Annotated in this window: 14 protein-coding genes and 1 pseudogene; 2 read left to right on the top strand and 13 right to left on the bottom strand. The window is 27.5% G+C overall.

Annotated features, from left to right (window positions below):
- Window position 1 precedes the first annotated feature (1 nt).
- The 6 genes from CSPA_RS11945 to CSPA_RS11920 all read right to left on the bottom strand — a co-directional run bounded on the left by CSPA_RS11945 (window position 2) and on the right by CSPA_RS11920 (window position 6,180).
- Window positions 2–742: an NADPH-dependent oxidoreductase gene (locus CSPA_RS11945; RefSeq protein WP_015392531.1), complete on the bottom strand. Its 741-nt coding sequence runs from the start codon at window positions 740–742 to the stop codon at window positions 2–4.
- A 166-nt stretch (window positions 743–908) separates the two neighbouring features.
- Entirely contained in the window at window positions 909–1,376 is a 468-nt protein-coding gene (locus CSPA_RS11940) for a ferritin family protein (RefSeq protein ID WP_015392530.1), read from the bottom strand.
- A 79-nt stretch (window positions 1,377–1,455) separates the two neighbouring features.
- A complete protein-coding gene (locus CSPA_RS11935) occupies window positions 1,456–2,751 on the bottom strand; it encodes a response regulator (protein ID WP_015392529.1) in 1,296 nt (431 codons plus the stop codon).
- 30 nt (window positions 2,752–2,781) lie between these two features.
- Window positions 2,782–3,822 carry a sensor histidine kinase gene (locus CSPA_RS11930; protein WP_015392528.1) on the bottom strand — a complete coding sequence of 347 codons (1,041 nt, stop codon included), beginning with the start codon at window positions 3,820–3,822 and terminating at the stop codon, window positions 2,782–2,784.
- Between the two features lies 1 nt (window position 3,823).
- Window positions 3,824–4,966 carry an FIST signal transduction protein gene (locus CSPA_RS11925; RefSeq protein WP_015392527.1) on the bottom strand — a complete coding sequence of 381 codons (1,143 nt, stop codon included), beginning with the start codon at window positions 4,964–4,966 and terminating at the stop codon, window positions 3,824–3,826.
- Between the two features lie 23 nt (window positions 4,967–4,989).
- Entirely contained in the window at window positions 4,990–6,180 is a 1,191-nt protein-coding gene (locus CSPA_RS11920; RefSeq protein ID WP_015392526.1) for an HDOD domain-containing protein, read from the bottom strand.
- Window positions 6,181–6,609: 429 nt separating this feature from the next.
- On the opposite strand from CSPA_RS11920, the pseudogene lolD reads away from it, so the two are divergent.
- Window positions 6,610–6,729 (top strand): annotated as a pseudogene (gene lolD, locus CSPA_RS30560) (lipoprotein-releasing ABC transporter ATP-binding protein LolD); the annotation flags it as partial.
- A 106-nt stretch (window positions 6,730–6,835) separates the two neighbouring features.
- On the opposite strand, the gene CSPA_RS11915 reads toward lolD, so the two are convergent.
- From CSPA_RS11915 to CSPA_RS11885, 7 genes are all read right to left on the bottom strand, one after another.
- Complete coding sequence (locus CSPA_RS11915; protein WP_015392524.1) at window positions 6,836–7,078, bottom strand: desulfoferrodoxin; 243 nt, start codon at window positions 7,076–7,078, stop codon at window positions 6,836–6,838.
- A gap of 85 nt (window positions 7,079–7,163) precedes the next feature.
- Window positions 7,164–7,544, bottom strand: coding sequence for a desulfoferrodoxin family protein (locus CSPA_RS11910; RefSeq protein ID WP_015392523.1), 381 nt, complete (start codon window positions 7,542–7,544; stop codon window positions 7,164–7,166).
- 28 nt (window positions 7,545–7,572) lie between these two features.
- Window positions 7,573–8,109 (bottom strand): rubrerythrin, encoded by a 537-nt coding sequence (gene rbr, locus CSPA_RS11905; RefSeq protein ID WP_015392522.1) that lies wholly within the window; start codon window positions 8,107–8,109, stop codon window positions 7,573–7,575.
- 92 nt (window positions 8,110–8,201) lie between these two features.
- Entirely contained in the window at window positions 8,202–8,903 is a 702-nt protein-coding gene (locus tag CSPA_RS11900; protein ID WP_015392521.1) for an MEDS domain-containing protein, read from the bottom strand.
- Window positions 8,904–9,195: 292 nt separating this feature from the next.
- Window positions 9,196–9,765 (bottom strand): bacteriohemerythrin, encoded by a 570-nt coding sequence (locus CSPA_RS11895; RefSeq protein ID WP_015392520.1) that lies wholly within the window; start codon window positions 9,763–9,765, stop codon window positions 9,196–9,198.
- Between the two features lie 338 nt (window positions 9,766–10,103).
- Window positions 10,104–11,360, bottom strand: a complete 1,257-nt coding sequence (gene uvsE / locus CSPA_RS11890; protein WP_015392519.1) for a UV DNA damage repair endonuclease UvsE — start codon at window positions 11,358–11,360, stop codon at window positions 10,104–10,106.
- A gap of 33 nt (window positions 11,361–11,393) precedes the next feature.
- Window positions 11,394–11,873, bottom strand: a complete 480-nt coding sequence (locus tag CSPA_RS11885; protein WP_015392518.1) for a chemotaxis protein CheD — start codon at window positions 11,871–11,873, stop codon at window positions 11,394–11,396.
- A gap of 351 nt (window positions 11,874–12,224) precedes the next feature.
- Here CSPA_RS11885 and CSPA_RS11880 point away from each other — a divergent pair, with 351 nt between their 5' ends.
- Entirely contained in the window at window positions 12,225–14,204 is a 1,980-nt protein-coding gene (locus CSPA_RS11880; RefSeq protein ID WP_015392517.1) for a GH25 family lysozyme, read from the top strand.
- The last annotated feature ends 7 nt before the right edge of the window (window positions 14,205–14,211 follow it).

The raw sequence follows: 14,211 nt of genomic DNA, 5'->3' as shown, positions 1-14,211 counted from the left end.
TTTACTTATTATTATCAAAACCTTGTTTTTTAATTGTAGGATAAACTTCTGGATAATAAACATATTTATAAAGACCAGAAGTAAGCTTACTCCAGTTTCCTTCTTGTTCTCGACCAATATCCCTTAAATATGTTTCCATTGTTTCATCATACTTTTTAATATTATCTTCAATTATATCCTTATTATATTTCTCATCATGCCTAAAAGTATTAAAAGGAAGTCTAGGCTTCTTTTTTGAATTATCTTTAGGATATCCAATTGCCAAGCCTGCTATAGGATACGTATTAGACGGTAATTCTAAAATTTCAATTATTTCCTTTGGATTTTTCCTAACTCCACCAATTGGTACTATTCCAAGTCCAAGGGATTCAGCAGCTATTATTGCAGCTCCCATAGCTAATCCTGAATCAAAAGTTCCAACAATAGTTCCTTCTATACTTTCATTAATAACTTGTTCTAGTCCATTTATCTCAGCTGCAATTTTTGTTTTATAAAAATCCATTATAAAAATTACAAATACAGGTGCATCATCAATCCATTTTTGGTCACCAGCGAAATGTGCAATTTTTGCCTTTGTCTCTTTATCTCTAATAACAATTGCTGAAGTCTGCTGTCCATTAATAGATGAAGGCATTGATTGTGATGCTTTTAAAATTTCATCAATTATTTGATTATCTATATCTTTATCAATAAAGCTTCTAATCGATCTATGGTTTTGTATTACTTTTATAGTTTCATTCATATTATCACCTCTAATTAATAATTATTGTTTGTTAATATTAATTCTAGAACTTTTTCTATAAATTTGCAACCCTTATTATTATAATTATGTAAAAATATAATCAAAAGAAACAGTATAAGAAATATTTAAAATACTGTTTCCTTCTGAGTAAAAAATTTTCTTTAAATTATAAAAGTTTCTTAAACTCCTCAATATGTGTTTTTTCTTCCTCTATAATTTTAGCTAGTACATCTTTTACATCTTTTCTTTCAATACCTTCATACATCTTTGTATATACTTCTACTGTAAGCTCTTCTGATTTAATAGAATACTCTATAGCACTCTTTAAGTCTTTAAACGCATCTTCTTGAGGTGTTTTCTTATCAAATACCTTGTTTTCAATTAAATCTTTAAAATACGAAGTCACTTCTGGATCAAAAAGATAATCATAATCCTCATTTATTTTACTTGATAACTCATCATAAAGCTTAGAAAATAATTCTTTATGCAAAATTTCTTGTCCTGCTGCTGCTATTAAAAAATCCTTTAATCTCCCATCGGCATATTTAGCGCCATTAGTATAGAAAGCCCTCCCTTCTTCCTCCATTAACATTGCAACCTTCAGAATTTCTAATTCATTAAATGTGTTTGACATATTAATCTCATCCTCTCATACATTATATTTTTTATTATTCAAGCATTTATTAATAAATAAAATTTATTTCAAAAATTAATCAATTAATACTTTTAAATTTAAAAGTAAATATGGTTTCCTTTCTTGGTATACTTTTCACATCAAATTCTCCATGATGTCTTTTAACTATTACATCATGTGCTATAGTAAGCCCAACTCCAGCAGCTGTCCCAATTTCCTTTGTTGTAAAAAATGGATCAAATATTTTACTTAATACATTTTCTTCTATACCAGGACCATTATCACTAATACTACAACAAACTTTACCATCTTCTTCAAAGGTTCTAATAATTATTTTTCCATTTTCATTATTTTGACTCTTTATTGCCTGCAATGAATTTGTGAGAAGACTCATTATCACTTGCCCTATTTCACTTCTATTGCATATTATATTAGTGATTATCCCATTAATCTTTTCAATTTCTGCAACACTCTTCAAATCATTATTAAGTAGCAAAACTGCCTCATCAACAATTATATTTAAATCATTATTGACCATTTCATCTTCAAAGCCAGTTTTAGCAAAATTTTGTAAACTACTAACTATCTTTGATACACGATTTGCGCCATCCAATGAATCTTTAATAATTCCTCCCATTTCCCCCATTATGAAGTCTATTTTTAATTTCTTTTCCATGTCTCTAATATAAGCCTCTTCTTTGCTCATATTATAATTTTCTATATCTCTTTCATCTAAATTCTTTCCTTTAATTATTCCTCTATATTCTTCTATCATTGTTTGTATTTTTGACACAAATTTTGATAAGGTCTCTAAATTGCTTCCTAAATACCCAAGAGGATTATTAATTTCATGTGCTACCCCTGCTGCCAATTCACCAATTGCAGCAAGTTTTTCCTTCTGTATTATTTGAAATTGTGTATCTTGCAAAGTTTTATTTAATAATTTCAATTCATTATTTTGTTTCTTTATTCTTTCAAACATTTCTTCTAACATAATTGCATTACTTCTTGTTTTAATTGCTGCTTTTAATCTCGCAAAAAATTCAACTTCCTTAATTGGTTTATTAACGTAATCATCTGCTCCATTTTCAAAACATTTCTTAAAGCTGTCATTATCAGTAAGTGATGTGAACATAAGAATTTGAATATTATTATATTCTTCTTTTGACCGAATTATCTTTAATACATCAATTCCCGTCATTTTAGGCATTACTATGTCAAGAAGTATAATATCAAAATTATTTTCACTAACCAATTTTTCAACCTCAGTTGAATCATTGCAAAGAGTAACCTCACAATTAATATTAGATTTTTCCAAGTAATCATTTGCTATCTTTAAATTTAATTTTTCATCATCAACAATAAGTATCTTCATAAATTAACACCCCTATACTGATATTTAATTTTACTTCTCATAATCCTGTGCATTATTTATTGGTAAAGAAATGATAAATGTTGCACCTTCGCCAACACAACTTTTAACATCTATCTTTCCTGAATGCTTATTCACAATAATATCATGAGAGACACTTAACCCTAAACCAGTTCCCTGTCCAACAGGCTTTGTTGTAAAAAATGGATTAAAAATATCCTTTAAATTCTTCTCTTCAATTCCATTTCCGTTATCACTTATTTCACATTTTACATAATCATCTTCACAATAGGTGTGAATTTTTATTATACCTTGAACACCTTTGGATTTAATGGAGTGTGATGCATTTATCAGCATATTTAAAATAACTTGATTTATCTCACCACCAATTGCTTGTATCACTGGAACTTCTTCAAGGTCTTCCTCAACTTTTGCATTATATTTTATCTCATTATAAGCAATAACAATTGTTGATTTAATGTTACTGTTAATGTCATAATCCGCAAATTCATTTGAACTTGCTCCCCGTGCAAATCCAAGAAGGCTTTTAACTATCATTTCAATTCTATTTAGTCCATCTTTAGACTCAGTTATAATATCATCAATATCTTCAAAGACAAAATTCATTTTATTATTTTTTTTATACTCAGAAACCTCTGAAAACTTTGTATCATAATTTTCTTTATCTTCTATTTCCAAAAAATTTTCAACTTTAAAGTATAAATCTAAAAGTCCCTTGATTTTGTCTTTATATTTGCTTAATGTATAAACATTACTTTTTACAAATCCTAACGGATTATTTATTTCATGAGCTATACCAGCAGAAAGTTGTCCCATTCCTGCCATTTTTTCTTGATGAATAATTTGGCCTTGAAGTTTTTCGATTTTCAATAGATTATCATTATATTCCTTTTCACTTATTTCAAGACTTCTTTCTAATAAAAGCCTATCTTTTTCAAACTCATTATATGCAGAATTAACTGATTCAATAAATGATTTAAATTCCTCTGAAATTTCATCTTCTTTAATATACTTGTTTAATTGCCTTTGCAAAATCTTATTAATTTTATCCATATTACTCTTCCTCTCCAATGAGTGTAATAGTCATTGTTTGATTATGAAATTCAGTTACTGAATCCTTATTAGATGGTGCTATTTCTCCATAAGAATAAAATCCAGTTAAAACAACATCTTTTCCAAAAATGTTTCTTACCACTTCAATCTCTTCATCGCACATTTGATTCAAAACAAATTTTCGTCCACAACAACTAACTATTATTCCAAGCTGAGGCTTATTATAACTAATACTTTTAATACAATTTTCTGCTGCCTTAGCCGCACCATTAATCAAATTATTAAAGTTAGCTCTCATTAATCTTGCGTGATATCCCTTAGGTATTTCGCCAACATATTTAAGGCTTCTCTCTTTCTCATTAATACTTGAAACTGTCCTAACAACGTTAAACTTATTGTCATCTGATCTTATATTTAATGGAAAAAATAAACCACTAGCTGGTAAATCCTTTGCATATTCTCCCAAATATTCAACATATAAATCCAAAGCAGGCTTTCCATCTAATTCATATAAAATGTTTTCATTTGCTTTTGTAATTTTTCTTTCTATTCCAAAAGTATTCCAACCACCAACAGAACCATACCCAATTTTAATATTTTCCCCATAGAATGCTATGACTGCAACTGAATTTTCTTCAGCGTAATCATTTGCAATAACAAAAGTTTCAAAATACCTATCATCATCTGCTGCAAGTCCTCCTGTTATTTTAACTTCTTCAGGAAGGCCATCCACTAATCCTTCAATAAATTTACTACCATTTATATTCATCCCTTCACTAAGTACAAATAAATGAGATAAATTTTCTTTTGGGATAGAATTTGCTATTTTTATACCTTGTTTATAACATTGTTTAGAATCAAAGATCTTTGATTGAAAGAATTTCACTTCAGTTCTTTTAAACTTTATTGCTGTAACTGTCAGTACATTATCATTAACCTGATCATTATATACCTCTCCAGCAGTTGAACACCCAATTATATATGCTGTTTTATAATACCCTCGAATCTTATCAAATATATCTTTGTTGCAAATAAACTCCTTTGACCCAAACATTAGGATTAAATTTGATTCTACCAAAGTACACATTTCACTGAGTTTATCTATATCATTTATTTCGTTAAATTTAAATTGCTCAACAACCATATTTACCTCCCATATTAACAATTCTATACTCCAACCATGCCAGTTAATTCCATGTTATCTTTAAGCTTTCTTTCAAATAATGCTTTATCAATACCTAGTACTTCGAATACATTTTCACTAAATTTACCAATATAAATCTCTTCTAAAACATCCCAAGCATATTTTTCAGCTATATGTGCAATACATGTAATTTCCTTATTTATAATATTGTCGTCAAAAGGATTATGATGATAAATTGCGGCCTCAACAACAGGAATAGGTATATCCCACCATCTTAATAAATATCCTCCTATCTCCTGATGATTTGTTCCAAACACTTTGTTTTCAAGTTCTGTTATGTCCTCACCTTTTTTCTTTATACTATCAAACATCTCTATATATGTATCTTTATAAAAATTTATCATGAATACAATCCCAACATTACATAAGAGCCCTGCAGTCATCGCTATTTCTGGAATTTTCTTATTTAAAAATTCATTGTATATTATATTAAATATTCTATTTGATACAAATGATTGCTTCCATAATAAAGCTAATCTTTTACTATACCTAGGATCAAATTTCAAGCTATCAATAAAAGCTGAAGCAATAACTATATTTTTTATATTATCAACTCCGAGGTAAGAAACCGCTCTTTGTACAGAACCAGTTTTTATACCATAGTAGGATGAATTGACAATGTGAAGTAACTTACTCGCAATAGAATAATCGCCTTCTATGGCTTCAACTATTTTATGGATCTCTTTTTCGCTATCTATTGTTTTTATAATCTTCTCATAAGAAGTTTTAATTGTTGGTAGTTCTTCCGCTTTATTTATAAGTTTTAAAATATTATTATTCTTCAATACTTTTTCAAGTTGAAGTACCTTTTCTAAAGTGTTTATAAGTACATCATTTTCCCATGGTTTTAAGATATATAGCTTTGCAATGTTTTTTTGTAATGCCTCAAAAACAACTTTTTCATCTGAAAATCCACTTAATATTATACGAATTATATCTGGATATAATTCTTTTACTTTACTAAGCAATTCATATCCTGACATATAAGGCATTTTCATATCACTTACTATAATATCAATCTCTTCATCTTTTAAAATATTTAAGGCTTCCTCACCACTTTGAGCAGTAATCACATCATATTTTGAATCAACAAAAAGTCTTCTGCAAGCTTTTAATATTTGAGCTTCATCATCAACAAAAAGAATTTTCTCCAATTTCTGCTTTACCTTCTTTCATAAAAATTAATAATTGATTTAATCACCTCTCAATTTTCTTTTTATCCATTTATGTCTATAATCATATATTTCTACATTTTCAGAGCATACCCTCTTGAAAGTTTTATTTAAATTTCTACAAAATTTTTATTTTAATAATATTTTCATAGACATTCTTGTCGTATCATGTTACAATTAATACATACAAAAGATATTACTCCCCTCTCTTGTGAGTATTAATAACAGAAGATAAAGATGCAGTCATTTTTACATGACTGCATTATTTTTTTAACATTTTTCTGATATTTATTGATTAAGTTTAAAATTTAAGTATATTCCTTTAATTTTAGAAAAGTAATTTATTATTATTATTATTATTATTATTGATTTAACTTTTATGTAACGATATAATTTTTATTAAAGGATAATAATATTATGAGAAATATTAATGAAAAATATAAAACAACCTTTATAATAATTACTCATGATAATAGGATTGCCAACAAGACCAACAGAATAATCGAAATATCTGATGGAAAAATAATATGAATAAAAATTTAAATAGAAAGTGGATTAGTTACTCGTTAATGTCGTAACTAATCCATTTTTTCACTTAAATTCTTTTAAATTTATTTTATAAAAATATTTCCCCCTATTAGAAAATCCATTTTGTACTATATTCTTCTATCATAGGAAGTATGCTTGAATCAACTCCAAGTTTAGCAACTCCATTTTCATATGTAAAAATAGGAATATTCTTCTGCCAACTAGCTTCCATCGCATCATTTGTCAACCTATTCATTGGTTCTCCACAGCAAATCATTTTTCCTGCTGAATTTTTTATGGATACAACCAAGTTAGAACATTTTTTACAAATATAATATCTATATTCTCCCATACCTTATTTCTCCCTTTTTACACCATAACTTTTGTAATTCTTAAAATAATATATTTATGCTTATCTTAACGTTAAAATATATTACCTAAATTTTTGCCATCCAAAGACCGTGTAAATTGCAATAAGCATACACAGCCATTGGTTTATCCTCTCCTAAGCAAAAGGATGCTTTAGGTTCATCACCTGACTTTAAAATCTTTCTATGCCCACCATTTTCAGTTTTCAAGAAAACCCACTCAATATAATGTTCTGCTTCCATTGGATGTAAAACCGAACCAACTTCAACATTAACAACTCCATTTTCATATGTAACAGCAGGTACATGCTTTTCAACACTAGCTTCAACTGTTCCTGGCTCTAATAATGTCATTGGTTCACCACAACATGTTATCTTTACTCCTGAATCTTTTATTGATGCTACCATATTACCACAATGTTTACATACATAAAATTTTTGTTCTTCCATAATTTAATTCTCCCCCTAAATATTATAATCAATAATTTTTAGCTTTTTCTTGAAAATAACTTTTTGGATGTTCACATACTGGGCACATTTCAGGTGCTTTCTTCCCAATATGGATATATCCACAATTAGCGCATTCCCAAATCACATCTCCATCCTTTGAAAATACCAAATCACCTTCAACATTAGCAATAAGCTTTCTATATCGTTCCTCATGTTCTTTTTCAATTTTAGCAACCTGTTCAAACAAATATGCAATTCTATCAAACCCCTCTTCTTTGGCTTCTTTTGCAAAAGTTACATACATATCTGTCCATTCATAATGTTCTCCTTCAGCTGCTGATTTTAGATTATCTGCTGTAGTTCCTATTCCTTCTAAAAGCTTAAACCAAATTTTAGCATGCTCTTTTTCGTTATTTGCAGTTTCTTCAAAAATAGATGCAATTTGTACAAAACCGTCTTTTTTGGCTTTTGATGCAAAATAACTATACTTATTTCTTGCTTGTGATTCTCCTGCAAAAGCTGCTAATAAATTTGCTTCTGTTTTTGTTCCTTTTAAATTGTCCATATTCTCCAACCCCCTCAAGTTTGATTTATATATATAATACCATAAAAGACACTTTTTTCACAATATTCTGTAAATTTATTTATAATATACTTTTATTGGTATAAATTAGTAGATGAATTTTCCATTACACATTTTAAAGTGCAATCTAATTTTGAAGCAATTTTATGTTCATGCATACATTCATAAGCATCATATACATACAATATACTTGATTTACTATTTTTCATGAATTTATTTATAGTGACTTTCAAATCTAAAATATATTTTTGTACACTTGTATTAGTTATATGCAATGGTTCAATTATCCAATTTACTCCACTTTGTTTCTTTTTATAATTTGAGGAAAATAAGTCTGATGTTTCATTTAATCGATACTCATCTTCGCCTAAAATTATATCCTCCAAAGCCTTTAGTTTAATATTATCAATATTAACTCTATTTATTATAAGTGTTTTAATTAAATTTTCATAAAGTTCTTCTTCCATAATAATATAAATTAACTTATCATTTTTAATTGCTTCACTTATATAATAAAATAAATTCAAAAATAAGTGTTGCTTTCCATAGTAATATAAAATTTCATATGCCTTAAATGTATACTTTTTATTAAACTTATACAAATTTTTGGTTTCACAAAAAACACAATTAGCTATCATATCGTCAAGAAACTGACTTAGATAAATTACCTCATCATCCAACAAATTATAATTTGTTTTAACAATAATATTCTCCAATCTTTCTTTGTATTTTTCAATATTGCAATTTGTATTGCAATCATCACATAAAATTCTCATAATACCCCCCCAATACTTCTTTTATACCACATAAATCCATTTTTAATACAACCATATATTTTTGATATTACATCATTAATAGGTAATTAAATTTATTTATATCTGCCTCACTTTTCCCATTTATTCTCAATTGCTTTTATTACTGTTGGATTAAAAAATTAATATTAGTTTAATATTGATTTATTTATAAAACGAAATACACTTGATAAAATTAATAAGTCAAGCGTATTTCGTCTATAAAATTTAATTTTATACCAATTTAAGTCTTATTTAGTTATTTAAATTTATATATTTATCCTCTGATTGACTTTAATAAAAATTCTCCAAATTCCTTATCTAACTCCAATATATGCCTCCTATATCCATTAAACATTTTTTGATATGTATTAGCCACAAACAAAGGAGACATACTTCCATTTTCAACGAAACACTTTAATTTATCTAATTCACTTAAAACCTTTCTATGTTCCTTTACTATTGTTTTGTACTTAGGATATTTATATTGCTTTTGAATTGCTTCCTCTTCTTTAAAATGTCTGCTAATAAATTTTTCTGTCTCATCAAATGCCTTTAAAATTACTTTTTTGCTCTTATTTTGTTTCATAAAAAACAATAATTCACTAATACAATTAAGTATTTCTTTATGTTGACGATCAATATTTCCAATTCCTATAGATAAATTATCATCCCAAATTGAGTTCATAAATAGTATTATGATTTCATCATTAACATTTGCTTTTTTTCCCATAATAGCCAATGAATCTTCATTAAAATCATCAAAAAACGTCTTAAACCCAGGATGAATTTTTTTAAACAAATTATACTGTAACCCAGCATTCTTATTTTCTAAAATTTCATACATTTATTCATACCTCCCATAAATTTTATTAATTCTCAATACCTTATGAATTTAAATTTCTACATATCATGATTATTTCCTTTTACTTTCATTTCATAACTTTTACTTTAATTTCCACACTTTTCTCCACATTATGCTACTTTTTTTATATTTTTTTTATTTTATAGGGCTGGTTTCATGGATTTAATCACTATTTTTGAGCTATATTGTATTAATTTGTATTAATATTTTTCATCAAATTTGTAATTGAATTAAAAAAACAGAACTTTTTAAATAAGTTCTGTTAATCACATTTTCTAAAAATGCTCCTTAATACCAATAATAATAATAATAATAATAATTTAAATAGAAAAATAATATGAATCTAATAAATAATATTCTTTATATTTAAAAGCCAGCTTCCTTAACATATTTTTTATTACTTTAATAGATATTTTACCTTGCTCATATTTATCAACATTTTTCAAAAAAATTTCTTTTTCTTTTAAACTTGCTTTATTTTTAAAGTATCCCCAAATATGCATTGCAGCATTAATTGAATTTCCAATTGTATATTCTTGTTTTATTGCTTCATCAATATAATTATAAAATTTAACTACAGGATACTCCTTCTTATCTTTAAGTAACTTCCTTATATCAAGATAAATTTTAGGTGAGCTTTCTAGGACTTTATATTTATATCTACTCCATTCCTCTTCTAACTTATTAATTGATTTATCTTTTGTTATAGAATTTATACATTTGACTGCTGAAAGATTTTTATCTTTAACTTCAAGCATTATATCAATATCATCTCTTTCTAATCCTTTATAAAAATCAACAAAACTCTCTACTTCTATTGTATTAGAATGTGACCCAGGTTTCTTTAAAATATCCTGCTGTGAATAATGAATTTTTTGAGTCCCATCTTTTTCTCCCCATGTTTTTTTGCATTCATTTATCCAATACAATTCACTTTTTATATTTGAATATGGATTAATTTTATTATGTAAATTATCAAAAATAACTGGTATATTTAACTTGTGCCCTATTTCTAGTACATCATTTATGTTATAAGATTTATCATCATTTTCAATAACCAATCTTTGCTTGATTCCATTTTCCAATAATGCATAGTTATCTATAAATCTTTTTATTGCTGATTTCTTATCATTATATACTCCACCTATATGTAATACTATTTTGCTTTCTTCATTAACTCCAAGACAATCTAAGACTTTATTATGATAATTTAAATCTGTCATTGCCCTTTTTACTACATCTTCACTAGTAGAATTGAGTACAGTATATTGACCTGGATGCATTGAAACTCTTATGCTATTTTTTCTTATTTCCTTTCCTATTTTCGCAAACTCTTCTCCAAAAATATCCCACCATGGCAAATTATTTAGTGGACTTGAACCAAAAGGAATTAAATCAGAACTAATTCTAAAAAGTTTAATATTATTTTCAATATTATACTTAATTATATTATGAAGAGATTTTAAATTATTCTCTGTTACTTCTATTAGCTTTTCATCATTTGCACTTTTAGCTGTGCAGCTTTTTAAATTAGCGTTCAAAACTCCTATTGTTAAACAAGCATAACCAATTTTCAATGTTTCCAGCTCCTTTTCTTAAGATTACTTTAACTAGCTAAAGACACCTTGAATAGGTATTGATTTCACTTCAACCTCTCCAGTAGCTGTATGAGCTATTAATGTTCTAGAAACCCTTCCTCCTGTATTAACTATTTCATACCTTAGATTCATATCATTTAATATTTCTTTGATAACAGTTAAATTCCTTTCTCCAACTTTGAAACGATCCTCTAATTCTGAATCAACTCCACCATATAACGATATTTTAAAATCTTTCAAGTTACAATTATACTTTAGCTTCATTTCATTAATAACATTATAAACAGCCCTATCAGCATATTTTGCTGTTCTATACGCTTCATCATCAACATCAGTTGAAGCATTAGGCAGCAAAACATGAGCCATTGCAAGTATCTTTTTGTTTTGATCATAAATTACCATAGCTACACAAGTTGATAAAGCAAAGGTTTTAACAATATCTTCATTATTTGTTGAGATTATATATTCCCCAATTCCAACTATATATTCCATAAACCCACCCCTATACTTTGTATTTTATAACGCTATAATCTTTAAATCACTCGAAATATCTTTGAATATATCATCTATTATTTTAATTTTTAGTACTCAATATTTAAAACTCGGTTGTATTAAAATAGTGTATTACTAAATATATTTAGACTAATTATAGCATAAAATAAACATTCTAGACTACTTTTAAGATGTTACTCAACAATAAACTCTATAGAGAGAAAAGATATTACAAAATTGTTAAAACTACTGTTAAACATTGACAATATGTTATATCAAATGTATAATTTCCACTATGTTGTAATTAGAATCTAATTTCCAAAAAATAACTGTACTAAGGAGATAAAAAATATGAATATTAAAAAGAAATTTGTTACTCTTGTTTTAACATTCGCAATGATATTAAGTTTTATTCCAACTTTGAATGTTCAAGCTGCAACGACAGATTATAAGTTAATATCTGAAAGTGAAGTAACTTCAAAAGAGGCAAAGAATTGGGCAAAATCTAAAGGTGCATCAAGTGATTTTTTAAAGCTAGCTGACCTTTATTTTAAATATTCATCAGATCATGGTGATGTAAATCCTGCAATTGCTTATGTACAAGCTGCAGTAGAAACTGGATATGGAAATTTTGGCGGTGTTCTTGATTCAAGTTATTATAACCCATGTGGCTTAAAAAAGTCATCTGGATCAGGTACTGATAAAGATACTTATCAAAAATTTGATAGCTGGGATGAAGGTGTACAGGCCCATTTAGACCATTTGGCATTATTAGCTGGCGTTAAGGGTTATCCAAGAGATAGTTCTTATGATGAAAAACAATCATCAAGTCTTAAAGGTAAAGCTATCAAGATAAGTGATCTTAGCGGAATTTGGGCTACAAATACATCTTATGGAGATCAAATAATTAATTTATATAAAGACTTAATAAATTCAACTAAAGACAATACAAACACTGACTCAAAGGATAATTCGTCACCAAATCCTGGTAAACCTGAGACTATCCCAAATTCTCCAAACATAACAACTGTTGTTGGAATCAATAATTCTCCAGTTAATATTACTTCAACTATAGGCTGGAGACAAATCTATGGTTCTTGGTATTATTACACTTCTGATAAAAACAAGGCTAAGGGATGGATTAAACCTGATAACTATTGGTATTACTTACAAGATGATGGCACAATGGCAACAGGATGGATTCAATTAAGCGGAACTTGGTATTATCTCGATGATTCAGGCGCAATGATTATAGGCTGGAGGTATCTAGGTGGCTGTTGGTATTATCTTCAAGGTGATGGAAGTATGGTAACTGGATTAAGGAAGATAGATGGTAATAATTACCTCTTTGATCCTAGTGGTGAAATGTTAAAAGGATGGAAATTGCTAGACAATCATTGGTATTATTTCAATTCAGATGGAAGTATGGCAACAGGTTGGATTAAAGATAATAACTTAAGTTATTATTTATATGAAACTGGTGCAATGGCTAAAGGCTGGATTACTATTAATGGAGTCTGGTACTATTTTAAAGATAATGGCTCTATGCAAAAAGGATGGTTTACAGCATCCAATGGAGATTTATATTATTTAGATATGAGCACAGGAAAAATGCTTACAAATACAACAGTTGACCCTTATATAATAGGAACTGATGGAAAAGCTATAAAAAAATCAACTTCAGATACAAATAATTCTTCAAGTAATTCAAAAACTGATACTACTCCTAGCAATACAAATGCATCTACTAACTCAAATTTGATATATGCTATAGATATTAGTAATCATGATGGAAATATAGATTTTAGTAAAGTTAAATATTCTGGCACGAAATATGTATATATTAAAGCTACTGAAGGCACAACTTTTGTTGATCCTTATTTATCAACTTATTATACTAATGCTCAAAATGTTGGTATAAAAACAGGTTTTTATCACTTTTTAGTTGGGACAAGTGCTCCTGAAACACAAGCACAAAATTTTTATAACAACATAAAAAATAAAAAAAGTGATCTTAAGCCTTGTTTAGACATAGAAACTTCTGGATTTAATGTTTCTGATTATGCTGTAAGGTTTATAAATGAATTTAAAAGAATAAGTAATATGAATATATGCATTTATACGTATTCTAATTTTATTAGTAACTTAGATGGACGTTTATCTAGTTATCCATTATGGGAAGCAAATTATAATAATACTGCCTTTAAAAATCTACCATCTAATTCAATTTGGACAAGCAGAATTGGACATCAATTTACTGATTCTGGAAAAATAAACGGAATTAATGCTAATGTTGATTTAGACGCATTTACTCAAGACATTTTAAACTAATAATATT

The sequence above is a fragment of the Clostridium saccharoperbutylacetonicum N1-4(HMT) genome (genome assembly GCF_000340885.1).
In the GTDB taxonomy this organism is placed as follows: Bacteria; Bacillota; Clostridia; order Clostridiales; family Clostridiaceae; genus Clostridium; species Clostridium saccharoperbutylacetonicum.
The sequence above is the reverse complement of the archived record's forward strand: the minus strand, read 5'-3'. Positions and strand labels throughout refer to the sequence as shown.